Annotated in this window: 21 protein-coding genes; 14 read left to right on the top strand and 7 right to left on the bottom strand. The window is 75.0% G+C overall.

The annotated features are described in order from the left end of the window. The first annotated feature begins 82 nt into the window (after positions 1-82). The 12 genes from ACZ6EM_RS24840 to ACZ6EM_RS24785 all read left to right on the top strand — a co-directional run bounded on the left by ACZ6EM_RS24840 (position 83) and on the right by ACZ6EM_RS24785 (position 13,494). Complete coding sequence (locus ACZ6EM_RS24840) at positions 83-646, top strand: hypothetical protein (protein ID WP_465773258.1); 564 nt, start codon at positions 83-85, stop codon at positions 644-646. Then, the gene (locus tag ACZ6EM_RS24835; protein ID WP_359913269.1) at positions 640-1,587 is read left to right on the top strand and encodes a hypothetical protein; all 948 of its coding nucleotides are present in this window, start codon (positions 640-642) and stop codon (positions 1,585-1,587) included. Before ACZ6EM_RS24840 ends, ACZ6EM_RS24835 begins: the two co-directional genes overlap by 7 nt. A 143-nt stretch (positions 1,588-1,730) precedes the next feature. Then, positions 1,731-2,606 (top strand): SAF domain-containing protein, encoded by an 876-nt coding sequence (locus tag ACZ6EM_RS24830; protein ID WP_465773257.1) that lies wholly within the window; start codon positions 1,731-1,733, stop codon positions 2,604-2,606. Continuing rightward, on the top strand, positions 2,606-4,093 hold the full coding sequence (locus ACZ6EM_RS24825; RefSeq protein WP_465773256.1) for a CpaE-like family protein: 1,488 nt from the start codon (positions 2,606-2,608) through the stop codon (positions 4,091-4,093). Before ACZ6EM_RS24830 ends, ACZ6EM_RS24825 begins: the two co-directional genes overlap by 1 nt. Next, the gene (locus ACZ6EM_RS24820; RefSeq protein ID WP_380550748.1) at positions 4,083-5,702 is read left to right on the top strand and encodes a CpaF family protein; all 1,620 of its coding nucleotides are present in this window, start codon (positions 4,083-4,085) and stop codon (positions 5,700-5,702) included. The genes ACZ6EM_RS24825 and ACZ6EM_RS24820 overlap by 11 nt, the downstream gene beginning before the upstream one ends. Continuing rightward, positions 5,702-6,667: a type II secretion system F family protein gene (locus ACZ6EM_RS24815; protein WP_401050687.1), complete on the top strand. Its 966-nt coding sequence runs from the start codon at positions 5,702-5,704 to the stop codon at positions 6,665-6,667. Before ACZ6EM_RS24820 ends, ACZ6EM_RS24815 begins: the two co-directional genes overlap by 1 nt. Next, positions 6,664-7,542, top strand: coding sequence for a hypothetical protein (locus ACZ6EM_RS24810; protein ID WP_359913793.1), 879 nt, complete (start codon positions 6,664-6,666; stop codon positions 7,540-7,542). The genes ACZ6EM_RS24815 and ACZ6EM_RS24810 overlap by 4 nt, the downstream gene beginning before the upstream one ends. A gap of 110 nt (positions 7,543-7,652) precedes the next feature. Next, entirely contained in the window at positions 7,653-7,943 is a 291-nt protein-coding gene (locus ACZ6EM_RS24805) for a hypothetical protein (RefSeq protein WP_401050685.1), read from the top strand. Between the two features lie 38 nt (positions 7,944-7,981). After that, on the top strand, positions 7,982-8,356 hold the full coding sequence (locus ACZ6EM_RS24800; RefSeq protein WP_465773255.1) for a TadE/TadG family type IV pilus assembly protein: 375 nt from the start codon (positions 7,982-7,984) through the stop codon (positions 8,354-8,356). A 119-nt stretch (positions 8,357-8,475) separates the two neighbouring features. Further along, positions 8,476-8,853, top strand: coding sequence for a pilus assembly protein (locus ACZ6EM_RS24795; RefSeq protein WP_380635259.1), 378 nt, complete (start codon positions 8,476-8,478; stop codon positions 8,851-8,853). 163 nt (positions 8,854-9,016) lie between these two features. Beyond that, positions 9,017-9,463 carry a hypothetical protein gene (locus tag ACZ6EM_RS24790; protein ID WP_452177484.1) on the top strand — a complete coding sequence of 149 codons (447 nt, stop codon included), beginning with the start codon at positions 9,017-9,019 and terminating at the stop codon, positions 9,461-9,463. Further along, positions 9,463-13,494, top strand: a complete 4,032-nt coding sequence (locus ACZ6EM_RS24785) for a LysM peptidoglycan-binding domain-containing protein (protein WP_465773254.1) — start codon at positions 9,463-9,465, stop codon at positions 13,492-13,494. The genes ACZ6EM_RS24790 and ACZ6EM_RS24785 overlap by 1 nt, the downstream gene beginning before the upstream one ends. 189 nt (positions 13,495-13,683) lie before the next feature. Here the strand turns inward: ACZ6EM_RS24785 and ACZ6EM_RS24780 are convergent, their stop codons facing one another. Continuing rightward, positions 13,684-14,259 (bottom strand): HAD domain-containing protein, encoded by a 576-nt coding sequence (locus ACZ6EM_RS24780; protein ID WP_401055771.1) that lies wholly within the window; start codon positions 14,257-14,259, stop codon positions 13,684-13,686. A 419-nt stretch (positions 14,260-14,678) separates the two neighbouring features. On the opposite strand from ACZ6EM_RS24780, the gene ACZ6EM_RS24775 reads away from it, so the two are divergent. Next, positions 14,679-16,991: a hypothetical protein gene (locus ACZ6EM_RS24775; RefSeq protein WP_465773253.1), complete on the top strand. Its 2,313-nt coding sequence runs from the start codon at positions 14,679-14,681 to the stop codon at positions 16,989-16,991. 207 nt (positions 16,992-17,198) lie between these two features. On the opposite strand, the gene ACZ6EM_RS24770 is transcribed toward ACZ6EM_RS24775, so the two are convergent. The 4 genes from ACZ6EM_RS24770 to ACZ6EM_RS24755 form a co-directional block, all read right to left on the bottom strand. After that, positions 17,199-18,569, bottom strand: coding sequence for a S53 family peptidase (locus ACZ6EM_RS24770; RefSeq protein ID WP_359913771.1), 1,371 nt, complete (start codon positions 18,567-18,569; stop codon positions 17,199-17,201). Between the two features lie 209 nt (positions 18,570-18,778). Then, a complete protein-coding gene (fabG, locus tag ACZ6EM_RS24765; protein ID WP_359913768.1) occupies positions 18,779-19,537 on the bottom strand; it encodes a 3-oxoacyl-ACP reductase FabG in 759 nt (252 codons plus the stop codon). Positions 19,538-19,606: 69 nt separating this feature from the next. Beyond that, positions 19,607-20,806 carry a thiolase family protein gene (locus tag ACZ6EM_RS24760; protein ID WP_465773252.1) on the bottom strand — a complete coding sequence of 400 codons (1,200 nt, stop codon included), beginning with the start codon at positions 20,804-20,806 and terminating at the stop codon, positions 19,607-19,609. 49 nt (positions 20,807-20,855) lie between these two features. Continuing rightward, positions 20,856-22,019, bottom strand: coding sequence for an acyl-CoA dehydrogenase family protein (locus tag ACZ6EM_RS24755; RefSeq protein WP_465773251.1), 1,164 nt, complete (start codon positions 22,017-22,019; stop codon positions 20,856-20,858). A 173-nt stretch (positions 22,020-22,192) separates the two neighbouring features. Here ACZ6EM_RS24755 and ACZ6EM_RS24750 point away from each other — a divergent pair, with 173 nt between their 5' ends. Further along, positions 22,193-22,876 carry a TetR/AcrR family transcriptional regulator gene (locus ACZ6EM_RS24750; RefSeq protein WP_465773250.1) on the top strand — a complete coding sequence of 228 codons (684 nt, stop codon included), beginning with the start codon at positions 22,193-22,195 and terminating at the stop codon, positions 22,874-22,876. Between the two features lie 195 nt (positions 22,877-23,071). On the opposite strand, the gene ACZ6EM_RS24745 is transcribed toward ACZ6EM_RS24750, so the two are convergent. Both ACZ6EM_RS24745 and egtD read right to left on the bottom strand, forming a co-directional pair. Continuing rightward, positions 23,072-24,496: a sugar porter family MFS transporter gene (locus ACZ6EM_RS24745; RefSeq protein ID WP_465773249.1), complete on the bottom strand. Its 1,425-nt coding sequence runs from the start codon at positions 24,494-24,496 to the stop codon at positions 23,072-23,074. 144 nt (positions 24,497-24,640) lie between these two features. Further along, positions 24,641-25,612: an L-histidine N(alpha)-methyltransferase gene (egtD, locus tag ACZ6EM_RS24740; protein ID WP_452180411.1), complete on the bottom strand. Its 972-nt coding sequence runs from the start codon at positions 25,610-25,612 to the stop codon at positions 24,641-24,643. Positions 25,613-25,622 lie beyond the last annotated feature (10 nt).

Genomic DNA, 25,622 nt, shown 5'->3' with positions numbered 1-25,622 from the left:
TCGGTCGCAACGAGGTGGGGCCATGCGGCAGCGCGGAAATGTGTTGCACCCTGGGGCGGTTGGAGTCGGTGGGGCGGTTCTGGTGTTGCTGCTCGGTGCTTGTGCGAGCGGTGGTGCGGGCGGTTCCGTCGATCGCATCGGGTCGGCCGCGCCCACTGTCGCGGGAGTGGACCCGCTAACTCCTTCGGGTGGTTCGGTAAACGGCTCGATCGCGCCGACCAGCGGTCCGGAAGGGGCCATGGGACGGCTGGCCCTGAAGACCTATCAGGACTGGTGGCAGGCCCAGGCCCAGGTCTTCGGACATTCGGATTCGGACGGTTACGCACTTGAGCAGTACTCTTCCGGGCGCGCCCTGTCCGACAGCCTGGTCGGCCTCCGGCAACTGCGCGACGCCAAAGTGGTGATGACCGGGACGCCGCGCAATTCCGCGGTGGTCAAGGCCATTGATCTGAAAGCCGATCCGCAGACCGCCGTGATCGAGGACTGCGTCGACCTGTCCGGCTGGCACCGCGTCGACGCCGTCACCGGGGCCGCCAAGGATCCCGGAGCACGTCTGAACCGGTACGTCGGAACCGCTTCCCTGCGCTGGTTCCAGGCACATTGGTTGATCTACGACTTCAAACGGGAGGTGGACCGGACATGCTGAACGCGCGGAAACCGGCCCGGCGAATCGCGATCGCCGCGTCGATGTCGGCCGGGTTGCTGCTGACCTCGGCGGTCAACGCGACCGCGGACGAACCGCCGAGCGGCGGCGCCGAGCAGTGCTACCCGAACGTCATCTGCATAGACGTCAATTCCGGCGGATCGACCACGTCGCCCGGCGGACCGAAGCCCGGCGGTGGCGGCGGTTCGGACACCGGCCCGCAGCTGTGCAGCTACCACGAGGTCGCGTGGGCCTGCCACGACCCCCAGCTGGGCTGGTTCAACAGCGACAAGGGGTGCTACTTCCGCGCCCTGGACAACCCGCCGCCCGCGGGCGACCCGGCGTGGGACGGCCACGACCCGAAGGACGGCTCCCTCTACACCAAGGTCTGTCCGCAGACCGACGGCGGCCAGGGCGGCGCCGAGATCGTCTTCGAGGCCACCGCACCGGGCGGGCAGAACGTCAACGCGGAGGCCATGGCCATCCAGCGGGCCTACGACCAGGTCCGCTTCCGGCCGCCGGTGGGCCGCGCCGCGCCGCAGACCACGGCGGTGGTCAACGCCCCGGTCTGGCTCTGGGCGGACGACGCCGCGCTGCCCGCACCGGGCAGCGCGTCGGTCGGGGGCATCTCGGTCACCGTCACGCCCCGGCTGTTGAAGGCGGACTGGAGCTTCGGCGCGCACCTCCAGACCTCCTGCACCACGACCGGAACGCCGTACGACCCCAAGTACGGCGACGCGAAGTCCCCGGACTGCGGCTACGAGTTCAGGACCAGCTCGGCCGGTGAGAAGAACAGCGTTTTCAGCGCCACGGTGACGATGCACTGGGAGGCCGCGGTGGTGGTCACCGGAGGGCCGAACCCGCGGAAGTTCACGATCCCGGGCATCAACCAGAGCAGCAAGCCCTTCGAGCTCAGGGTCGCCGAGATGCAGGTGCTCAACTGAGCGCGGTCCGGCGACCGAGCTCCGGTGATCACCCGCAAGTGATCGCCCGCAAGTGACCGCACACAAGTGACCGTGCCGGTACGGCGATTCGCACACCGACCAGCCGGACGAGCCAGAGACGAACGAGGGAAGGGCGGAACCCGGTGGAGAACCGTACGTTCGCGACGCCGGGATCCGGCACCTCCGCGGGCGCGGCGGCGTCCGTGGCGCTCCCGGAGCAGCCGGAGCAGACAGGTCCGGGCAAGGGCCGGGGCCGGGCGGCGCCGCACGCGCCCGGGCGGACCATGGGGGCGCGCCGGCGGCGCCCGGCGGTGCTGGCGATGGCGGTCGCGCTGATCGCGGCCGGCGGGCTGGGCGGGGCCGTGCTCTACAACAGCACCGGCCAGCGGGTCGCGGTGCTGGCGCTGGCCCGGGACGTGCCGTGGGGGCAGGTGATCACCGAGGACGACCTGGTGGTCGCCCGGATCGCGGGGGACCCGGCGCTGCGCCCGGTGTCGGCCCAGGACCGCGCGAAGGCGGTCGGCATGCGGGCCGCGACCGACCTCAAGCGCGGTGCGATGCTCACCGGTTCCGACCTCGCGCAGGGCCTGTCGGTGCAGCCCGGGCAGATCGTGGTCGGGGTGTCGGCCAAGCGCACCCAGCTGCCCGCCAGCCGGCTCCAGCCCGGTGTGCAGCTGGTCGTCGTCTTCACCCCCGACAACGGCCGGGCCGACTCGCTGCCGGCCACGGTGATCACCGTCGGCCGGGTGGACACCGACGGCAGCCAGGTGATCGACGTGGCGGTCGGTACCGCGGACGGGCCCCGGCTGGCGCAGTGGGTGGCGAGCGGGCGGATCCAGGTGCTGCTCGCGCCGCGCGGTGCGGCGGGTGCCCCCGGCGGCGGCACCGCGCCGGTCCCGGCGCCGAGCGGTGCCCCCTCGGCCGCCGCCACCGCACCCGGGGGCGCGGCGCCCGGGGCCACGACGCCGGGCCCCGGCGGCGCCGCCTCCGGGGTCCCGGCCGCGACGGGCGGCGCCTGATGGCCGTGATCGCGGTGGTCGGCGGCCCGGGCGCACCGGGAGCGACCACCACCGCCCTGGCGCTGCTGCTGTCGTGGCCGCTGTCGCCCGGCCGGCGGATCCTGCTGGTCGAGGCCGACCCGGACGGCGGCGCGGTGCTCGCCGGCGCCCTGGAGGGCCGGGTCGAGGCGGTGTACGGGCTGCGCAACCTGGCCGTCGCCGACCGGCGCGGACTGCTCACGCAGACCATCTGGGAGCAGCTGATCGACCTCTCGCCCGAGGGCAACGCCGAACGGCTGCTGCTGCCCGGGCTGACCGACCCCACCCAGGCGCCCGGCCTCGCCTACACCTGGGAACCGCTCGCCGAACTGCTGCACGGCGTGGAACGGCAGGGCTACGACGTCATCGTGGACCTCGGCCGCTCCGGGGCCACCGGCCACAGCGCGGTGCTCGCCCGCCGTGCCGACGCGGTGGTGGCGACGGTGCGCACCACGCTGCGCGGGCTGAGCTCGGTCCGGCCCCGGCTCGCCGCCCTGACCGAGGACCTGGCCACCGCCGGTACCGGGTCGGACGCGCTCGGGCTGCTGCTGGTCGCCGAGGGGCCGTACACGAGGGCGGAGGTGACCCGCGAGCTCGGGCTGCCGGTGCTCGGGGTGCTGCCGCACGCCACCCGGACGGCGAAGGTGCTCTCCGACGGCGGGGACACCGGCGACCGGCGGTTCATCCGCTCGGAGCTGATGCGCACGGCGCGGTCGGCGGCGGACGAGGTGCAGCTGCTGATCCGCCGTCGGCGCCAGCGGCTCGCGCCGGGAGCGGCGCAGGACGCGGCGCCGGCCCGGCTGACGGCGGGCGGCCCGGCGGCGGCCCCGGTCGCGGCGGCGGTGCCGATGCCGCCGGTCCCGACGGCTCCGGTGCCGGCCCCGCCGATACCGGCCCCGCCCGTGCCGATGGCGCCGCAGCCGTCGGTGTCCGTGCCCGTTCCCGGGACCGGGCCCGTGCCGTCGTCCGGGCCCGTGACGTCGCCCGGGGCGGGGCCGTCGTCCGGGGTGGGGCCGGTTCCTCCGCCCGCGTCCGCGCCGGGCCCGTACGGGCAGTCGGCCTACGGGACGGGCGGCCAGTCCGACCACGGGCAGCCGGGGTACGCCCAGCCGGGATACGGTCCGGGCGGCCACGGCCCGTCGCCGTACCCGCCGGGAGGGTACGGCACGGCGGCCCACGGCCGGTCCGTGCACGGCCGGTCCGGCTACGGGACGGCGGAGGGCGAGCAGCCTTCGTACACTCCGCCGCAGCCCGTCCCGCCGGTGATCACCACCGGCCCGGTGGCGCCGCTGGCCGGGCTGGCGCCGCAGCCGGCCGCGCCGGCACCCTTCCCGGCACACGTCCGGTCCGCCCCGTACGGCGAACCGGAAGACCAGTACCCGCTCCAGCAGCCGACAGTGACGAACAGTCAGGACGACATGGGCGGGCCGTACCCGAACAACCCCGGGGAGGTGCTCCGTGCGCGGTAGCCCCCTGCACCAGCGTCCCGCCTCCGATCCGGCCGCGCTGCCCTGGGCCGCGCCGCCGCCCGGACCGGTCGTCCCGCCGCACGGGTACCGGCCGGGACCGGTCGCGCCCCAGCCCGCCCCGGCGCAGCCCGTCGTGCCCCAGCCCGTTCCGCCCGGCGCGGCCGGGCCCGCCGCCGTGCCCTCCCAGCTGCCCTCGCTGGACCTGCGCGGCTCCGCCACCCGGCCCGCCGTCGACCCGCAGGTCGCCCGGGAGCTCAAGCGCCAGGTCGCGGCCGAACTGCACCAGCAGATCACCCGGTTGACCGCCGCCTCCGGCTCCGATCCGGACCGCGCCACCCGCCGTCAGCGCGGCCGGGCGCTGATCGAGGAGGCCGTCGCCCGGTGGTCCGACGCCTATGCGCAGACCCACGGCATCCCGCCCACCCGCGAGCAGGACCGCGCCCTCGCCGAGGCCGTCTTCGACCTGCTGTTCCGGGCCGGCCGGCTCCAGCCCTACCTGGACGACCCGGAGATCGAGAACATCCTGATCAACGGCTGCGACGACGTCTGGGTCTCCAAGGTGCACCAACCCCTGCGCCAGGTACCGCCGGTGGCCGAGAACGACGCCGAACTCATCGAACTGCTCCAGGACCTGGCCCGCCAGCACGGCGGCGGCGAGCGCAGCCTCTCCACCGCCAGCCCGACCCTCGCGCTGCGCCTGGAGGGCGGCATGCGCCTCCAGGCGCTCACCGAGGTGACGCCCCGCCCGTACATCGCGATCCGGCGCCACCGGGTGGCCTCGGCGACGCTGCCCGAGATGGTCGAACTCGGCACCCTGGACGCCACCCTGGCCGCCTTCCTGGCCTCCGCGATCCGGGCCCGGAAGAACGTGATGATCACCGGTACCCAGGGCGTCGGCAAGACCAGCCTGCTGCGCGCGATGGCCGCCGAGATCCCGCCGGACGAGCGGATCGGCACCCTGGAGTCGGAGTTCGAACTCTGGCTGCACACCCTCGGCCACCTGCGCCAGGTCGTCCCGATGGAGGCCCGCGAGGGCAACGGCGAGCGCGTCGAGGGGCGCCTGGCCGGGGAGTTGACCATCGGCGACCTCATTCCGGCCGCGCTGCGCATGACGCTCTCCCGGATCATCGTCGGGGAGGTCCGCTCCGGCGAGGTCGTCCCGATGCTGCGGGTGATGACCAACGGCGAGGGCGGCTCGATGTGCACCCTGCACGCCCGTGGCCCGCACATGGTCGTCGACCGCATCGCCGAACTCTGCCTGGAGTACGGCTCGCACATGACCGACTCGCTCGCCTACCGGCTCACCGCCAACGCCCTGGACCTCATCGTGCACGTCACCATGGTCGACGAGACCGCCGTCGGCGGCCGCCGGCACCGCTTCGTCTCCCACGTCCTGGAGGTCACCGGCCTCGGGGAGAGCGGCCGGCCCGCACTGAACACCGTCTTCGGTCCCCGGCCGGACCTCGGCGAGCCGCGGGCCGTCCCGCACACCCCGCCGCAGTGCCTGGACGACCTGCGCCGGGCCGGCTTCGACGCCTCGCTGCTCGGCTCCCGGTACGGGAGTTGGGCCACCCCGCTCCAGCTGCGGATCGGCGGTGGCGCGCGGTGATGCTGCTCTTCGCCCTCTGCGGGCTGGCGGTCGCGGGTGGCCTGGTCGCCCTGGTGGCCTGGGCCCGCGGCAGCGAGCCCGGCGCCGAGGACGGGGCCGAGCGGGAGCCCAACCCGCTGGCCGGCCGGATCCACGTGTTCTGGTACGGCGCCCCCGGGACGGCCGCGCACCGGATGGTGCGGATGCGCCGCGTCCAGCTGCCGCTCGCGCTCGCCGGCGCGCCGCTGGCCTGGCTGTTCACCGGCATCCCGCTGACCTCGCTGCTGGTGCCGCTGGCCGTCTTCGGCCTGCCCTGGCTGTTCGACACCACCCGCCCGGACACCCACCGGATCGAGCGGCTGGAGGCGCTCTCCGAGTGGACCCAGCGGATCGCCGACGTGCTGCTGCTCGGCGTCGGCCTCAACCAGGCCATCGTCACCAGCCGCCGCACCGCCCCGGCCGCCCTGGAGGACGAGATCGGCGAGCTGGCCGCCCGGCTGCAGGCCCGCTGGCGGCCCGAGGAGGCGCTGCGCGCCTTCGCCGACAGCCTCGCCGACGCCACCGCCGACAAGGTGCTCGCCGCGCTCGTGCTGCGGGCCGGGGACAGTGGCCCCGGCCTGGCCCGCACGCTCTCCGACATGGCCGACTCGGTGCGCGAGGAGGTCCGCCAGCGCCGCGCCATCGAGGCGGACCGGGCCAAGCACCGGACCACCATCCGCTGGCTGGTCGGCATCATCGTGCTGGTCGTCACCGTCGGCTCCTTCAACACCGAGTACACCCGGCCGTACGGGACCTTCCTCGGTCAGGTGGTGCTCGCCGTGGTCGCCGCCCTGTTCGTGGCGATCATCGCCTGGATGCGGGCGCTGGCCTCCCACCCGCCGGTGCCCCGGCTGCTGACGCCGGACCGGCGCAGCAGGAGCGGGCGCCGGTCCGCCGCACCGGCGGCCGCGCCGGAGCCGGCCGAGCAGCTCGGGGAGGTCCGGTGATCTCGCCCTGGTCCGTGCTGGCCGGCGCCTTCGCGGCCGGCGGCCTCGCCCTCCTGGTCGCCGAACTGCGGCCGGCGCCACCGGACCTGCGCCAGGCGCTGGACCGGCTGCACGCCACCCCCGCCGACCGCGAGCAGGACCCGGACGAGCGGCCCCGCTGGTACGACCGGATCGGCGAGCGGTCCGTCCACCTGCGCGGGGTCTCCGTACCGCGCCGTGAACTCGCCCTGATCGGCCGCACCCCGGCCCGGTTCATGGTGCACAAGCTGCTGTTCGCCGCGCTCGGCCTGCTGCTGCCCGCCTACCTGGGGGCGATGGCCGTGCTGATGGACACCGGCCTGCCGTTCGCGCTGCCGCTGGTCGCCGGGCCGCTGCTGGCCGGGCTGCTCTGGTTCGTCCCGGACGCCGTGGTGCGCGGCGAGGCCAAGGAGGCGCGCACCGAATACCTGCACGGCATCGCCGCCTACCTGGAACTCGTCGCGATGGAGCGGGCCGCCGACTGCGGCCCCGCCGAGGCGCTGCGCCGGGCCGCCGCGGTCGGGCAGGGCACGGTGTTCCGGCGGATCCGCGACGCCCTGGAGCGCGCGGCCACCGACCGGCTCCCGCCGTGGGCCGGACTCGACGCGCTGGCCGAGGAACTGGGGCTCAGCCCGCTCCAGGACGTGGCCGACATCATGCGGCTGTCCGGCACCGACGGCGCCGCCGTCTACGACACCCTGCGGGCCCGCGCCAAGGGCCTGCGCGGGGAACTGCTCGCCGAGGACCTCGCCCGGGCGAACGCCGACAGCGAACGGATGGTCGCGCCCGGGGCCGCGCTGACCCTGCTGATGACCGTCCTGATCGTCTTCCCCGCCCTGCACCAGATGCTCAACTGACCGTGTTCCACGGCCGCGTACCGTCCCCGACGAGACCTCGCAAGCCCGACCCGCCCGTTCAGAGCAGCCGGCACCACCACACCACACCGCCACATCCCCGGGAGAACCCGATGACCGCACGAATCGCCCACCTGGCAGACCGGGTGCTGCGACCCGCCCTGCTACCGGTCCAGTTCGCACTGATGCTGTTCACCCTGCGGCTCGGCCGGCTGCGGGCCGCCCGGGCGCGCGGCGACCGCGGTGCGATCAGCATCGAACTCGCCCTCGCCATCATCGCGTTGGTCTTCGTCGCCGGTGCCGTGGCGACGGCGCTCTACCTGCTGAAGGACAAGGTCGTCAAGAAGGTCGAGCAGGACCCGAACATGCCGGGCGGCGCGGGCGCGGGCGGCGCCACCCAGTGATGCGTCCTGCTCTCCGCCGCAGGGGCGACCGGGGGTCGATGAGCGTGAGCCTCGCCATCGTCTTCCCGGTCGTCCTGCTGCTCCTGCTGCTCGTCGTCCAGGCCGCGCTGCTCTGGTACGACCGGCAGGTCGCGCTCACCGCGGCCCGCGAGGGTGTGGACGCCGGACGGGTGCAGAGCGGCGCGACGGACGGCGAGAAGAACGAGGCGGCCCAGCGGCAGGCCCGGGACTTCCTCGACCGGCAGGGTGTGCGCGGGTACGTGGTGCGGACCGACGGCAGCACGGCCCAGACCGTCCGGGTCACCGTGGAGCTGACCCCGCCGCTGCTGATACCCGGGCTCAGGGCGCCCACCGTCACCCAGTTCGCCGAGGCGCCGCGCGAGCGCTTCGTGGCGCCGGTGGCGAAGCCGTGAGGAGTGAACCGCGGGCACCCGGCGGGTGGCGGCGGCCATCGCGGCCGCCGCGGCGGCGGTTCTGGTCGCGGCGGCGTAGGCGGGACCGCGGCGGGATCGCGATCGAGGCGGCGATCGTCGTGCCGGGGGTCGTCGGGCTGGTCCTGGTGGCCATCGCCGCCGGTCGGGTGCAGACCACGGCCGGTACCGTGGAGGCCGCCGCCCGGGCCGGGGCCCGGACCGCCTCCCTGCAGCGCAGCGTGGACGGGATGGACCAGCCGGCCAGGGAGTCCGCCCTCGCCACCCTGCGCCAGCAGGGCGTGTCCTGCCGCAACGGGGACGTGCGGGTCGGCAAGGGGGAGTTGAACCTGCCGGGCGGACCGGCCACGACCGTCACCGTCACGGTGATCTGCGACGTGGAACTGGCCGACCTGCTCGGCGGACCGTCCGGGGTACCCGTGACGAAGCACCTCGTCGGCGAGTTCACCTCGGTGGTGGACCGTTACCGGGGCACATGACGGTGCGCGGCGCCGTCGCCGGGAAGACGGGGGATTGGAGACGGCCCGTGCGGGGGAGACGCAAGCGGAGAGCGCCCGGGGGATGACACAGCGGTACCGAGTGGCGCCCGGTGGGGGCCGGTGGGGAGAGCAGCGTGCGAAGTGGGGGGAGGGGACGGGAGTGGTGAGCCGTCTGCGGCGACGGCTGTCGGCGCGCCGGTCCGACCGGGGCGCGGTGGCCCTCTTCGTGGCGATCTGCGCGGCCTACGTCGTGCTCGTCATCGCCCTGGTGATCGACGCCGGCGGCCGGCTGCGGGTCGCCGAGCGGACCGACGCCTACGCTCTGGAGGCCGCGCGGGTCGGCGGCCAGCAGCTCGACCGGGCGGCCGTCCTGCAGGGCAAGGGCTTCAAGGTCCAGGAGAAAGACGTCCGGGACGCCGCCGACGCCTATCTGCGCCTGTACGGCCTGCACGCGGGCGACATCGAGTTCTCCGGTGACGGCAAGGTCGTCACCGTCACCGTGCAGGCCGACTACCGCCCGGTCCTGCTGGGCGCCCTCGGGCAACGGAAGGTAACGGGCAAGGGCAGTGCGACCCTCGTCCACGGAGTCGAGAAAGCGGAGACCGACTGATGGCCGCGCCACGTGCCAAGGACCAGGCCCGTACCGCCCAGGCCCGCAACGGCCGGGCCGGGACGTCCCATCGCGCCGGCGGCGCCCGAAGGCCCGCCGCCCCGGCGCCCCGACCACCCCGCGGGCGCGGCCGTGCCGTGATCACCGCGCTCGGCGCGCTGGTCGCCCTGCTCGCCCTGCTGTTGGGCGTCCCCGCACTGCTGCTGTACGGCACCCAGGCGGTCGCCGGGATGGGTGAGGTCGCCTCGGGCGGGGTGGGCGAGGCGCTCACCAGCCCGGACGACGGAAGCCTGTTCCTGTGGGCGCTGGTGGTGGTCGGCTGGCTCGCCTGGGCCTGCTTCGCGCTCTCCGTCCTGCTGGAGATCCCCGCCCAGCTGCGCGGCCGGATCGCCCGCCGCATCCCGGCCTTCGGCTGGAGCCAGCGGATCGCGGCCGGACTGGTCGGCTCGGTGCTCGCCCTGCTGCCGGTGGCCGGCTCGGCCTTCGCGGCCGTCCCCGACGCCGCCCACGGCCCGGTCGTCCAGGCGCAGTTGACGCCGGGCGTGCAGCGCGCCGCACTGCCCGCCGCGCCGGCCGCGCCGGCCCCGACCCCGGCCGCCGAACAGCAGAGCACCTACACGGTGCGCGACGCCCGGCCGGCCGACAGCCTGTGGTCCATCGCCGAGCGCCAACTGGGCTCGGGCGAGCGGTGGATGGAGATCGCCAAGCTCAACGAGGGCCGGGTGATGGGTGATTCGGGCGTCCGCTTCGACGCCGAGCGGCCGATCCAGCCCGGCTGGGAACTGCTGATGCCGGCGGACGCCAAGCCGGACGAGGCGAGGACACCGGCTCCGGCTCCCGCACCGGCTCCCTCCGGGGACGCGGCGCAGGGCACCCCGCAGGGGACGCCGCAGGGTGCCCCGCAGAACGTTCCGCAGTCCGGGACGGAGGCCGGGGGGCCCGGTGGTGCCGGTGGTGCGGGCGGATCGGGCGGGCAGCGGACCGTCACCGTCCAGGCCGGGGACAGCCTGTCGGCCATCGCCCAGCGGGAGCTGGGGGACGGGGAGCAGTGGCCGAAGCTGTTCGAGGCGAACAAGGGGGCGCAGGCCCCGGACGGGGAGCAGCTGACGGACCCGGACGTGGTGGTGCCGGGGATGGTGCTCACGGTGCCGGGGGCGGGCGGTGCCGCACCGGCGCCGGCGCCCGCACCGGCTCCTGCCGACCAGGTCCCGGCACCCGCCGACCAGGCCCCGGCGCAGGGCGCTCCCCCGCAGGGCGCACCCGCGCAGGGCACGCCGCAGTCGGCCCCGGCGCCCGCGCCCACGCCCGCACCGGCCCACGCGCCCGCCCCCGCCGCGCACGCCGACCCGGCCCCCAGCGACGACTACACCGTCGCGCTCTCGGCCTCCACCGTCGGCGTCCTGCTCGCCGCCATCATGGTCGGCGCCGTCGCCCACAAGCGCGGCGGCCAGCAGCGCGCCCGCCGCCCCCGGCACCGCATCGCGATGCCCGACGCCGAGGCCGCCGCCTTCGAGAACGAGCTGATGGCCCGGCAGGACCAGGCCGGACTGGAACTGCTGGACCGCGCCCTGCGCACCATGGCCCGCAACACCGTGCGCGGCGGCAAGCGGCTGCCCGCCATCGTCGCCGCCCGGATCACCCAGGGCCAGACCATCGAGCTGCACCTGTCCGGCCCGGCCACCCCGATCGCGCCGTTCCGCGCCGCGCACGCCGCCAACGTGTGGTGGTGCAGCGCCGACTCGGGCGACCTGCTCAGCCCCGGCCAGGCCCGGCGGACCGCCGCGCCGTACCCCGCGCTGGTCACCCTCGGCACCTCGCCGGACGGCTCGGTGGTCCTCGCCGACCTGGAGGCCGTCCGGCTGCTCCACCTGTCCGGCCACCCGGACGACGCCCGGGACGTGCTGCGCACCCTCGCCATCGAACTGGCCCACAGCCCGCTGGCCGACCGGCTCCACCTGCACCTGGTGGACCTCGCCGAGGAAATGCCGATCAGCGGACCGGCCGCCGAACGGGTGCACCGCCACCCCACCCTGGAGGCCGCGCTCGCCGCCCTCGGCCCGCGCACCGCCAAGGCCCGCGCCACCCTGGTCGCCGCCGAGGCCACCAGCCCGCGCGAGGCCCGCAGCCGGGGCCAGGCCGACGAGTCCTGGACGCCCGAGATCGTGCTCTGCGCACACCAGCCCGGCGGGGACGTCCCGGCCGAGCTCGGACGCCTGCTCGATGCCCGCCCGCGCACCTGCGTCGCCGTCATCACCCGCGCCCCCGAGCGCGGCACCGGCCCGGTCGCCCGCTGGACCCTGCCGACCTCCGGCCAGGCCGCGATCCCGGGCCTGCACCTCACGGTCGAGCTCCAGCGGCTCAGCGGCCACCAGTACGACCAGGTCGCCGAGCTGCTCCGGGCCGCCGACGACACCACCCAGCACCCGGCCCCGGCCTGGACCCTGGACGGGCCGGAGGACGACCCCGACACCGCCGAACTGCCGGCCGCCGTACCGGTGCTGGCCGCCGTCGGGGCTTCGGTCGGCGGGTTGTCGGTCGGTGGGGCCTCGGCCGTCGGGGCGGAGGAGGGCGCGGACGCGGCCGCCGGTCCGCGGCTGCTCGCCCGGGTCATCGGCACCGGGGCCAGCCCGTTCGCGGGCACCGATCCGGTGACGCCCGCTCCGGGTCCCGCCGCCCTGCCGCCCGCGGCTTCGGCTGCGGTCCCGGCTCCGGCCCCAGCGCCGGTTCCGGCCGGTCCGGCGCGGTTCGTCGTCAACGGGCAGGGGAGGCAGGCGGCCACCGACGAGACCACCCGGGACCTGCGGCGCCCGGGCCTGCCGGAGGGCGAGGGGGCGGACGAGTCGGGGGACACCTCCTCGGAGTCCACGGCGACGGTCGTGCTCGCCGTCCAGCCGGTCGTCCCGAAGCCCGTCGTCCCGAAGCCCGTCGTCCCGACGTCCGTCGTTCCGCAGTCCGTGGTGTCGCCTCCCGTGGTGGCGGAGCCGGGGACGGCGGAGCCGACCGCGCCGGAGCGGGCCGAGGAGTCGGCGCCGTCGGCCGCGTCCGCCGCGGTGCCCGCCGTCGCCGCCGGGACCGGTCCGGCCGGGACCGCGGAAACGGCCGGGACCGCCGAGACGGTCGGGACCGCGGACCCCGCAGGTGCGGGGGAGTTCGAGCCCGCCGTCGAACCGGGCCCCGCCGCCGTCGCCCCGGTCGCCCGGACCACCCCCGGGCGCAGCGACAGCGACGACCTGCTCGCCATTCTCCGCTCCCCGGAGGCGCACGCCGCCCGCAACGCCCCCCGGATCCGGCTGCTCGGCCCGGTGGACGTCGCGGGGGTCCTCGGCACCGTCGTCCCCGGCGCGCTGCCCCGGCTCACCGAGCTGGCCGTCTACCTGGCGCTGCGTCCGGGGTCGGACCGCCACGCGCTCGACCACGATCTGCACCCCGGCGCGGCGCACCTCGACCCGCACCCCACCTCGGCCGACGCCCAGAGCCCGGTGGTGGCCAAACTCGGCGACCTGGCCGCCTGGTTCGGCACCTCCCCGGAGGGCCGCGCCTTCCTGCCCACCGAGGGCACCGAAGGGTACTCCTTCGCCCCGGCGGTCACCTGCGACTGGGACGAGTTCCGCGGCCTCTACCGGCGCGGCATGCGCAGCACCAGTGCCACCGCCGACGCGGCCCTCGCCCACGCCCTGGCCCTGGTCCGCGGGGCGCCGTTCGCGGAGGCCCCGCCGGCCTCGTACGGCTGGGCCGAGGCCGAGCGGCAGGACATGATCGCGGCGATCGTCGACACGGCCCACGAACTGGCCGCCCGGCGTCTGCAGTACGGCGACCACCGCAGCGCCGAGGCCGCCGTCTTCCGCGGCCTCGCCGTCGCCCCGGACGTCGAACTGCTGCACCGGGACCTCTTCTACGCCTACGCCTCGGCCGGCGCCCGCGACCAACTCCTACGCGCCGTCAACCGGTTGGACGCGCTCAGCCGCCGGACCGGCCGGGACCTGGACGCCGACACCGTCGCCCTGCTGCGGGACCTGCTCGCGGGATCCTGAGGTGGATCGCCGACTGCCCGGCCACTCCCACGGGGGTGGCCGGGCAGTCGTGTTGACGGGCCGACGGCGAATGTGGCGGTCGTGTGGACATTCGGTACGGATGCGGTCGGCGGATCGGTCGGTGGGCCGATCCGTGGAGCGGCGGTCCGGAGGATCGGCGGATCGGCGGATCGGCGGGCCGGTGGCCGGTCAGACCGCCCGCAGCCAGGCGTCCAGGGCGGTGAAGTCCGCCTCGGTGAGCCCGCGTCGGGGATCCACCCGGTGGAGCAGGGTGCGGGCGGGGGAGTGGGCGGCGACCCAGCGGCGGTCGGGCTCGGTGATCTCGTCGTCCACCCAGGCGAACGGCCGCCCGTCCGCCCATGCGACCAGCGCACGGGTCTTCCAGTGCAGGCCGTCCGGCCCGTCCGGCCAGTTCGTGATGTCCGGCGGGTCCGTCGTCGCAGGGGCGTCCGGGGCGTCCATGGCACCCGTGTCGTCCACCGGCCAGTCCACGACGGGGAGTCGGGGCAGGCCGAGCCAGGGCGCGAGGCACTCGTTGGCGTCCTCCAGCCAGGTGGTGGCCCACACCGGCTCGCCCGGCAGACTCAGCAGCCGCGGCCCCAACTCCGGGTTCACGCGGGCGATCAGCGGATTCCCGCCCATCGCCGTGCCGGGCGGGACGTACGGGCTGCGGTAGGTGGGGTAGCCGCCGGGGGGAGGGTCGCCGAAGGGGATCAGCGGGCCGTCCACGTCGAGGAAGAGCAAGGGGCGATCGGCATCGACCATGACGGCACCTTAGCGGGGCGGCGCGGGTGGTGTGGTGCACCGATCGGCCACCCGGCCTGGAACGGGTGAGCCGGGATCTCGTAGGGTGGCGCGCACGGAGTGTGGTGGCAGGCGCCACACAGGCGAGGGCATCAGACGCCGCGGGAGCGGCGGGGCGGGGCGGTGACCAGGAGATGGCGGAGACGACAGCGGTTTCCGGAGGTCCCGACCCGGCCGGCGGCTCGGGGCCCTGGGACGCCGTACCGCCGCCCCCGCGCCTCCCGGCCGAGGAGCATCCGCCCGGCCCCGCAGCGCTGTACGAGCCGCCGCCGCCCCCGGCCGCCCCTGCCCCCGCCCCTGCCCCCGCTCCGGTCGCCGCTTCCGTACCGGGTGTTCCTCCGGGGGCCGTACCTGCTTCCGGGGCGGGCACGCAGGGGGGCGTGCAGCCGGTCGGACAGGCGCCCATGCCGCCGCCCGCGCCCCCGGCCGCACCGCCCGTTCCGCCCACCGGGTGGACCCTCACCGGCCTGCCCACCGCCGGGTTCGCCTCCTCGGCGACCCCGCCGCCGTTCCCGGTCCAGAGCGCGACGCCGGCCACCGTCGGCGGTGCGGGCGGGCTCGGCGCGGGCGGCATCGGTGCGGGTGGCCTCGGTGCCGCGCCGCGCGGGCGGATCCTGGTGATCGAGGGCGGGTACGGCAACTCCGGCCGCCGCACCTGGGGCCGCGGCGGACCGGCCCAGGCGCCGGTGCTCTCGGCGATGCTCGCCGCCGTCTCGCCGCAGGTGCTGCTCGCGGCGGACGCGGTGGACGCCGTCCACCTCCCCGGCGCCGGTGACCCGCACACCGTCCTCGCCCACCTGCGCGCCGCCTCCCGCCACCCGGGACCGCTGCTGGTCCACCTGGGCGGCCACATCGTCGCCGACAAGCGCGGCGGGCAGCTCCAGCTGACCCTGCGCGACGCCAAGCAGGACGGCCTCCCCTGGCAGTCCGTCGCCGCCGAGCTGAGCCACCGTCCGGCGGAGTGGCAGACCCTCGTCATCGCCGACCTGAGTGCCGACCAGAACGCCTGGCCGTACCTCCAGGGCACCGTCTCCCCGCTCAGCGAGGGCATCCCGCTGTGGGCGGTGGTCAGCCCGGACCCGGAGCAGATCGGCACCTTCACCCGCGCGCTGATCGAGGCGCTGCACGGCGGACGGCCCGGCGCGGGCGAGGTGCTCGCGCCCGAGCAGTTGCGGCAGCAGGTGTACTCGGTGCTGCGGCCGGACGTGATCGTCCTGGCCACCCACGCCCCGGACCGGCCGTTCTTCCGCAACACCGCCCGTCGCGGCGAGGGCCTGCCGGCCGACGTGCCGCCGGTGCCGGCCGCCGGCGTGGCGCTCTCCGACCTGCCGCCGCCCCTGGCGTCGCCGCTGCCGCGTCCGACGGAACCGCGGGACGCCGCCCCGGGGTGGCCGTCGCCGGTACCGGCCGCGATGCCCGAGCCGTCGACCGCGGCCGTCGGCTCCCCGGCGACCGCGGGTGGTCCGGTCAGCCTGGTCAAGCCGGGCGTCCCGCCCACTCCGCCGCGGCCGGCCCGCCCGGTGAGCCTGCTGAAGGCGGGCGGAACGGCCGAGGCGCCGGGCGTGACCCTGCGCAAGCCCGCCCCGGCCGACGCCGTGCCCGTGGACGACGGCACGCCCCCGGCGGGCGTCACGCTCCTCAAGCCCCGGCCGGAGCCCGCGGACGTCGTGGTCGCCGAGCCCGAACTCCCCCAGGAGGAAGCCGTGGTGGCCTCCGAGACCGCGGTGGAGGCGGTCGAGGGGACGGCTGCGGAGACGACGGCGGAGACGACGGCGGAGACGGCCGGAGCGGCGGGCGGGGACGCGACCGGGGAGGCCGTCGCGGAGGAGTCCGAGGCTGCGGAGGGGCCCGGGGCCGAAGAGGCCCCCGCGGTCACGGAGCAGCCCAGGGACGCCGTCCCGGAGGCGCGCGCGGGGGCGGAGGAGGCGCCCGCCGAAGTGGCTCCCGCCGCCGCCGTTCCGGCCGACGAGGCGCGGACGGAGGAGGAGCCTGCTGACGCCGTCCCGGCCGACGAGCAGCCCGCTGACGAGGCACCGGTCGACGCCGTACCGCAGGGTGATGGACCGGGCGGCGAGGGACCGGCAGGCGAGGGACCGGGCGGCGAGGGACCGGCAGGCGAGGGACCGGGCGGCGAGGGACCGGCCGGCGAAGCTCCCGCCGACGCGCCGCCCGCCCAGGCCGACGCCCCGGCCGACAGCCCGGCCGGCACCGCTGCCGAAGCGTCGGCCGACGAGGCCGCTGCGGCCAGGCCGCCCCGGGCGGACTACCGCGAGGTCATCGGACGGATCGTCCGCAGCGCCGACGCCGGGGACCACGCCGCCGCCACCGACCTGGCCTTCGCCCTCGAACTGGAGGCGATCGCCGAGCACGGTGCCGTCTCCGAGCCGGTGCTGCAGGTCCGGCAGGTCCGGGCGCACGTCTGCCGGCTCGCGGGCCGGTCGGCCGAGGCCGCGGAGATCTACCGCGAGGTGGCCCTGACGCTGCTCCGTTCCCAGGGGCCGGACCATCCGGAGACCCAGCGGGCGGCCACCAACGCCGAGGCCTGCTGGCGCGCGATCACCGACCGCGCGGAGGCCATCCGGATCGCCCCGGAGATCATCGAACTGCGCGCCCACCTCCCGGGCCCCGACGGCCGCAAGCTCCGTGCCGCCGAGCGCTACCTCGCCCAGTTGGCCGCTGCCGCCACCGGCTGACAGTCGGCGTCCGCCGGGACCGCCGTCCGCCGGCCGCCACCGCGGCCGCTGTTCCCCGCCGTCCGCCGACCGGCGGGGAACGGCGGACGGCGGACGGACGACAGCAGACGGAAAACAGCGAACAGCTGACAGATTTCGAAATCTGTCAGCTGTTCGCTGTCACCTGTTACCGGTCACCTGTCACTCGCGACCCGGCGACCGGGCGGCTCACCGACCGGCGATGGCGTGCACGAACTTCGCGCCGTCGATGGTGCCCAGGCCGCTGGCGAGGTCGTAGCCCTCGGCGGCGTTGTAACCGGTGACGCCGTTCCAGCCGTTGTCGCCCTGCTTGACGTCCACGATGCCGCTCCACTTGCTCGGCAGCAGGTTCATGCCGTAGAGGCGCCAGTTGAGCTGGCCGAGGCGGTGGCCGGCGAGCTGGTCGGCGAGCGCGACGACGCCCGAGAACAGCGGGGTGGCCTCGCTGGTGCCGCCGGTGAGGTGCCAGCCGACCGAGGTCGGGTCGTAGGACTCGTAGGTCCAGGCGGCGCCGTCCACGGCCGCGCTCATGCTGATGTCCGGGGTGCCGCGGTGGTTGCCGGTGACGTTGGCGACGCCGGCCTGGTACCACGGGCGCTCGAAGATGCCCGAGACGCCACCGCCGCCGGCGCCGGACTTGTCGTGCCACACCTTGTCGGGCGCGGTGCGGTTGCCGGAGTCGTCCAGGGTGAGCTGGGTGCCGCCGATGGAGGTGACCAGCGGGTCCGAGGACGGCCAGGAGTTGACCTTGTACGGGTACAGGTCGCTGCCGTTCTCCTGGGCGTCGGTGGCGCCGTTGTCGCCGGAGGCGGCGAGCACGGTCACGTTGTGGTCGGCGGCGGCCTGGAAGGCGTACCGCAGATCGGTGAGCGACTTGAAGTCGCCCTTGTCGTAGCCCGGGAAGGTGTTCTCGGTGGCGCCGAAGCTCTGCGAGATGACGTCGGCGCGGCCGGCCTTGATGAGGGCCTTCTCGGCGTCCATCATCTCGGGCAGGCCGGTGGTGCCCTCGGTCTCGGCGACGCCGGTCTCGACCAGGATGATGTGGGCGTCGGGGGCGATCGCGTGGGCGTACTCGACGTCCAGGGTGGTCTCGCCGGCCCAGCCGGTGTGGTCGGGGTTCTTCGGGTCCCAGGTGGGGACGTTGCCCCACTTGACCACCTCGACGTTGGTGTCCGGGATGCCCCACTGCTTGTCGAAGACCTCCAGGTCGTGCTGGATGGTCGGCGAGCCGAAGGAGTCGACGATGACGATCGTGCGGCCCTTGCCGGTGATGCCCTCCTGGTACAGCGGGTTCAGGTTGTAGGCGGCCCGGTACTGGAGCGGCGAGTAGCAGTGGATGCCGACCTGGCTGACGCACTGGGTGGTGCTCAGCGGGGCGGGGCGGCCCTGGGCGCTGTGCTGCCCGAAGGAGGCGGGGCGGACGTGGACGCCCGTGAGGTCGTGGGCAGGGGAGGCGATCGCGGTACCGGCGGCCGGTACGGCGACGGTGCCGGCCGTGAGGGCGGTGGCCCCCACGGCGAGAAGGGCCAGGGCGCGGCGGAGGGTGGCGGGGCTGCCCATGGGGCTCCTTGGGGCGCAGGGCCTGACCTGGTTCGGTCGGGTCGGTCCGGCCATCCCATCGAGAGCCGCATGATCATGCCATAGTCAATTGGTGGGGTCGTATGATCAAGGGCATGGTCATGCTCGGCCACGCGAAAAGGTAAAGGTCGTCCCAGGGGAAAGTAACTCCCCACCTGGGACGACCTGGTGACGATGCGTCAGGAAGGCGGCTAGCGCGCCCCGCCGTTGACGTACAGCGTCTGCCCGCTGACGTAGGAGGCCTCTTCGCTGGCCAGGAAGGCGACGACCGAGGCGATCTCCTCCGGCTGCCCGACCCGGCGCAGCGGCGTCCGGGCGGCGACCTCGCCCTGGTGGTCCTCGGCGCTGCTGCCGACCCGTTCGGCGGTGGCCGCGGTCATCGCGGTGGCGATGTACCCGGGCGCGACGGCGTTGACGTTGATGTTGAACGGGCCCAGCTCGATCGCCAGGGTCGCGGTGAGGCCCTGGATACCGGCCTTGGCGGCCGCGTAGTTGGCCTGGCCCCGGTTGCCGAGGGCGGAGCGCGAGCTGAGCGAGACGATCTTCCCGTACTTCTGCGCCACCATGTACTTCTGTGCCACGTGGCTGCAGTTGTACGCGCTGGTCAGGTTGACCGTCAGCACCGCGTCCCAGTCGGCCTTGGGCATCCGGAAGAACAGGTTGTCCCGGGTGATCCCGGCGTTGTTGACCAGGATGTGCAGCCCGCCGAGGTCCGCCGCGACCTGGGCGAACACCGCCTCCACGGCGTCGTAGTCGGCCACGTCGCAGCCGTACGCCCGTGCGGTGCCGCCCTTGGCGGTGATCTCGGCGACCGTCCCGGCCGCCCGCTCGGCGGTGAGGTCGACGACGGCGACCGCCGCGCCCTCCTCCGCCAGCCGGCGGGCGGTGGCCGCCCCGATGCCCTGCGCCGCGCCGGTCACCACGGCGACCTTGTCCGCGAACCGCGTCATGTGAACTCCTCGGTGGTGGGGATCGACAGTCGACAAGTCGACGGTCGACAAGCGGTGGACCACGGATGGTCAGACGTTCTCGACCAGCACGGCCGTTCCCTGCCCCACACCCACGCACATGGTGGCCAGGCCGCGCCGGGCACCGGTACGGCGCATCCGGTGCAGCAGGGTGGTGAGGATGCGCGCGCCGGAGCCGCCCAGGGGGTGGCCGAGCGCGATCGCCCCGCCGCTGGGGTTGACCACCTCCTCGGCCTGCTCCGGTCCGAAACCGATGCCGTCGGCGGAGGCCAGCGCCTGGGCGGCGAAGGCCTCGTTCAGTTCGGCGGTGTCCAGATCGGCGAGCGACCAGCCGGCCCGCGCGAGCACCTTCGCCGTGGCCGGCACCGGACCGATGCCCATGACGTCCGGGTGCACCCCGGCCGAGGCGCCGGCCACGTACCGGCCGAGCGGCTGGAGCCCGAGGTCGCGCAGCGCCTCCTCGCCGACCAGGACGAGCCCGGCCGCGCCGTCGTTCATCGGCGAGGCGTTCCCGGCGGTGACCGTGCCCCCGACGCGGAACACCGGCTTGAGGCCGGCGAGCTTCGCCAGGCTGGTGTCCTCGCGGATGCCCTCGTCCCGGCTCACCGTCACCCCGTCCGGCCGCTCGACCGGGACCAGTTCGGCGTCGAAGTGCCCGTCCTTGCGGGCGGCGCCGGCCCGTCGGTGGCTGCGCAGCGCGAAGGCGTCCTGGCGCTCCCGGCCGATGCCGTACCGGGCGGCCACCTCCTCGGCGGTCTCGCCCATGCCGAGCACGCCGTGCAGTTCGGCCATCCGCGGGTTGGTGAGCCGCCAGCCGAGCCGGGTGTCGAAGGTCTCCATCCGGTGCGGCAGCGCCTCGTCCGGGCGGGGCAGGACGAAGGGGGCGCGGGTCATCGACTCGCAGCCGCCGGCCAGCACCACGTCCGCCTCGCCGGAGCCGATGGCCCGGGCGGCGAGGGTGACGGCCTCCAGGCCGGAGGCGCAGAGCCGGTTGACGGTGGCTCCGGGGACGGTCTCCGGCAGGCCGGCCAGCAGGACGGCCATCCGGGCGGCGTTGCGGTTGTCCTCGCCGGCCTGGTTGGCGGCGCCCCAGTAGACGTCGTCGATCCGGGCGGGGTCGAGCGCGGGGACGTCGGCGAGCAGGGCGCGCAGCACGGTGGCCGAGAGGTCGTCCGGGCGGACCGTGGCGAGCGCGCCGCGCAGCCGGCCGATGGGTGTGCGGCGGGCGGCGGCGAAGTAGACGGGACGCACGTCGTCGGGCTCCTTGTCGGGTGGCGGGGCGGGGGTGTCCGTGGCGGGTTCAGAAGGCGTTGACGCCGGTCAGGGCGCGTCCGATGAGCAACTGGTGGATCTGGCTGGTGCCCTCGTAGAGCGTCATCACCCGCGCGTCGCGCAGGTACTTGCCGACCGGGTACTCGTCGATGAAGCCGTAGCCGCCGAAGACCTGGAGCGCGTTGTTGGCGGCCCGCACGGCTGCCTCGCTGGCGTACAGCTTGGCGACGGAGGACTCGGTGGCGAACGGCAGGCCGCGCTCGATGTGGTCGGCGACCTTCCAGGTGAGCAGCCGGGCCGCCTCGACGTCCACGGCGATGCCGGCCAGCAGTTCCTGGACGAGCTGGTGCGCGGCGATCGGCTTGCCGAACTGCTCGCGCTCGCCCGCGTAGCGGACGGCGGCCTCCAGGCAGGCCCGGGCGATGCCGACGCAGCCGGCCGCCACCGACATCCGGCCCTTGGCCAGCGCGGCCATCGCCACCGTGAAGCCCTTGCCGACCTCGCCGAGCCGGGCGGTGTCCGGCACCCGGACATCCTCGAAGGAGAGCCCGGCGGTGGCCTGGCCGCGCAGGCCGAGCTTGCCGTGGATCTCGGTGCGGGTGAAGCCGGGCAGGTCGGTGGGGACCAGGAAGGCGGTGATGCCCCGGTGGCCGCGCTCCTGCGGTCCGTCGCCGCCGGTGCGGGCGAAGACCAGCGCGACGTCGGCCCAGGTGCCGTTGGTGATGAACGTCTTGGCGCCGCTGATCAGCCAGTGGTCGCCGTCCCGGACGGCCCGGGTGGTGAGGTCGGCGGCGTCCGATCCGGTGCCCGGCTCGGTGAGCGCGAAGCAGGCGAGGGACTCGCCGGAGGTGAGCCGGGGCAGCCAGTGCCGCTTCTGCTCCTCGGTGCCGAAGGCGTTGACGGACTTGCCGACCAGACCGAGCGAGACCGAGACGATCCCGCGCACGGCCGAGTCGCCGCGCCCGAGCTCCTCCAGCACGAGGCAGTACGCGAGGTGGTCGCCGCCGCTGCCGCCGTACTCCTCCGGGATGGTCAGTCCGAGGAAGCCGACCTTCGCCAGCTTGCCGACGATCGCCCGGTCGACGGACTCGGCGCGGTCCCACTCGGCGGCGTACGGGACGATCTCGCGGTCGGTGAAGGCGGCGGCGAGGTCACGGACGGCGCTCTGCTCCTCGGACAGCTCCAGGTTCACGGCGGCTCCCGAATCCGGTGTCCTGGGCCCGGTGCGGGGTCCGGGCCGATTAAACTAGCGCTGCAAGTTTTATGGGGGCGACTGTAGCCCCGCCCGGCCCGCGCTGGGAAGGGGCGCCTGCCAGAATCGGTCCCCGACACACCCGACCGGAGGAACCGGAGGAACCCGCCGCGATGGCCCGTCCACGCACCCCGCTGCTCAGCCGCGAGCGCATCGTCGCCGCCGCACTGCGGCTGATCGACGACGAGGGGCTGGACGCCCTCTCCACCCGCCGGCTCGCCACCGAGCTGTCCGTCAGCGGGCCCTCGCTCTACAACCACTTCGCCACCAAGGACGACCTGCTGGACGCGGTGGTGGACAGCGTCATCGGCGAGGTCGACCTGTCGATGTTCGGGGCCGCCGCCGGGGCCGCGGGAGCTGCTGGGAGCACCGGGAGCACCGGGGGCGCCTGGCCGCAGGCGCTGCGCGACTGGGCGCGCTCCTACCGCGCCGCGCTGGCCGCCCACCCCAACATCGTCCCGGTCCTGGCCCAGGGCCCCGGGCGCCGGCCGAACGCGCTGCGGCTGGCCGACGCGGTCTTCGGCCACCTGGTCGAGTCCGGGTGGCCCCGCGGACAGGCCACCAGGATCGGCGCGCTGATGCGCTACTTCGTCACGGGCTCGGCGCTCGCCTCCTTCGCGGCCGGCTTCCCGGCGGACGCCGAGGTCTACGACGCGGCCGACTACCCGCACCTCGGTGAGGCGCACCGGCTGGCCGGGCACCGCGGGACGGTGGACGAGGGCGCCTTCGAGACCGGGCTGGAGGCGCTGCTCGACGGGCTCGCCCTGCGCTACGCCAGGCTCGCCGAGCGGCCCTGACCCGTCGAGACGCCCCGCCGCGCGGCGCCTCGCCCGGCCTCGCCCGTTCGTCGCGCGATGCCTCGCCGGACTTCCCCCTTCGCCGTGCGGGCCTGCTTCGCCGCGCGGGCCCGGCCCCGCGGAAACGACGCGGCCCCCGCGCCTCCGCGCCGATCGCGCGGGGGTGCGGGGGCCGGGAGGCCGAGGGGCGGCGGATCAGCCCATGTCCTCCAGCCGGACACCCTTGGTCTCCTTCATGAACTTCGCCACGAAGAGGACGGACAGCGCCGCGAAGGCGGCGTAGACCAGGTAGGTCGCCGACAGGTTCCAGCGCGACATGGACGGGAACGAGACGGTGATCACCCAGTTCGCGATCCACTGCGCGGAGGCGGCGACGGAGAGGGCGGCGGCGCGGATCCGGTTCGGGAACATCTCGCCGAGCATCACCCAGACGACCACGCCCCAGGACATCGCGAAGAACAGCACGAAGGCGTTGGCGGCGACCAGCGCGACGGTGCCCTGGAGGTCGGGCAGGGTGAGGTTGTCCCCGCTGCCGGTGGCCGAGGAGAAGGCCCAGCCGGCGGTGCCGAGCGCGACCGCCATGCCGACCGAGCCGATCAGGGCGAGCGGCTTGCGGCCGATCCGGTCGACCAGCACGATCGCGATCACGGTGCCGAGGATGTTGATCACCGAGCCGACGAAGCTGATCAGCAGCGAGTTGCTCTGGTCGATGCCGACCGACTGCCACAGGATCGACGAGTAGTAGAAGATCACGTTGATGCCGACCAACTGCTGGAAGACCGACAGGCCGATGCCGACCCAGACGACGGGGAGCAGGCCGAACCGGCCGCCGAGCAGGTCGCGGAAGCGCGGGCGGTGGTCGGAGGCGATCAGCGACTGGATCTCGGCGATCCGGGCGTCGGTGTCCGTTCCCTCGCCCTCGACCTCGGCGAGCACCTTGCGGGCGTCGTCCAGGCGCTCGGCCTGGATCAGGTAGCGCGGGGACTCGGGGATGACCGAGGAGAGCACGAAGTAGACCGCGGCCGGGACGATGCAGATGCCGAGCATCCACTGCCAGGCCTCCAGCCCGAGCAGCTGGCCGCGGGTGTCGCCGCCGGCCGCCTGCGCCAGCACCCAGTTGACCAGCTGGGATATCGCGATGCCGAGCACGATGGCGGCCTGCTGGAAGGAGGCCAGCCGGCCCCGGTACTTGGTCGGCGCGACCTCGGCGATGTAGGTCGGGGCGATCACCGAGGCGATGCCGATGGCCGCGCCGCCGAGGACGCGCCAGAGGGCGAGGTCCCAGGCGGAGAACGGCAGCATCGAGCCGACCGCGCTGATCGCGAAGAGCAGCGCGCCCGCCTTCATGACCTTGATGCGGCCGTACCGGTCGGCGAACCGTCCGGCGAACGCGGCGCCGACCGCCGAGCCCAGCAGCGCGGAGGAGACGATCAGGCCGGTCACGCCGCTGCCGACGCCGAACTTCTCCTGGATCCCGGAGACGGCGCCGTTGATCACGGAGCTGTCGTAGCCGAAGAGGAAGCCGCCGAGGGCCGCTGCCGCGGTGATGAAGACGACGAAGCCGAGGCGGCCGGGCGCGGGGGCCTCGACCGCCCCGGAGGGCTTCTGGGTGACGCTCACGATCTGACTCCTGGTACTCAACGCTGAGCTCGGTAGCCGAGATCGTAACCCCTATTCGTTTAAGTCTTGTACACCTGGACCCTCAAGTTTCGCTCTGAGAATTCGTAAGGTGAACAAGCAAATTGGGCCGCCCGGGTGCGCCGGTCAGGCCGGCGAGGCGAGGGAGAGCCCGAACCGGCCCCGGGGGTCGGTCCACCAGTGGCTCAGTCGCAGCCCGGCCGCCGACAGCTCCCGGGTCACCCGTTCCCGGCGGAACTTGGCCGAGACCTCGGTGCGCAGCTCCTCGCCCCGGGCGAAGTGCACCGGCAGGTCCAGGGTCGGGATCTTCACGGTCTGCGAGCGCAGCGAGCGCAGCCGCATCTCGATCCACTCCTGCTCGGCGTCCCAGAGCGCGACGTGCTCGAAGGCCTCCGGGTCGAAGTCGGCGCCCAGCTCGCGGTTGAGCACGTTCAGCACGTTCCGGTTGAACTCGGCGGTCACCCCGGCGGCGTCGTCGTAGGCGGCGACCAGCACCGCCGGGTCCTTGACCAGGTCGGTGCCGAGCAGCAGGAAGTCGCCCGGGTCGAGGGTGGCGCGCAGGCCGCGCAGGAAGGCGGCGCGCTCCTGGGGCAGCAGGTTGCCGAGGGTGCCGCCGAGGAAGGCGACCAGGCGCGGGCCGCCCTCCGGCGGCAGCCCGAGCCGGGTGGTGAAGTCGGCGAGCACGCCGTGCACCGCGAGCCCGGGATACTCGGCGGCGAGCGCGGCGCCGGCCGCGGTCAGGGCGCTCTCGCTGACGTCCACCGGGACGTACGTCTCCAGGGTGCCGAGCGCGCGCAGGGCGTCCAGCAGCAGCCGGGTCTTCTCGGAGGAGCCGGAGCCCAGTTCGACCAGGGTGCGGGCCCCGGTGGCGGCCGCGATCTCGCCGGCCCGGGCGGTCAGGATGGCCCGCTCCGCGCGGGTCGGGTAGTACTCGGGCAGTCGGGTGATCTCCTCGAACAGCTCGCTGCCCCGCGCGTCGTAGAACCACTTCGGCGGCAGCCACTTGGGCTGCGAGGTCAGTCCGTGCCGCACGTCATGGCGCAGCGCGGTGCTGAAGTGGTCGGAGGGCAGCAGTCGGACGAGATCGAATGTGTCCATGACAGGGTGG

This window comes from Kitasatospora sp. NPDC041917 (assembly GCF_055589745.1).
This window is presented reverse-complemented; position numbering and strand designations above follow the sequence as displayed.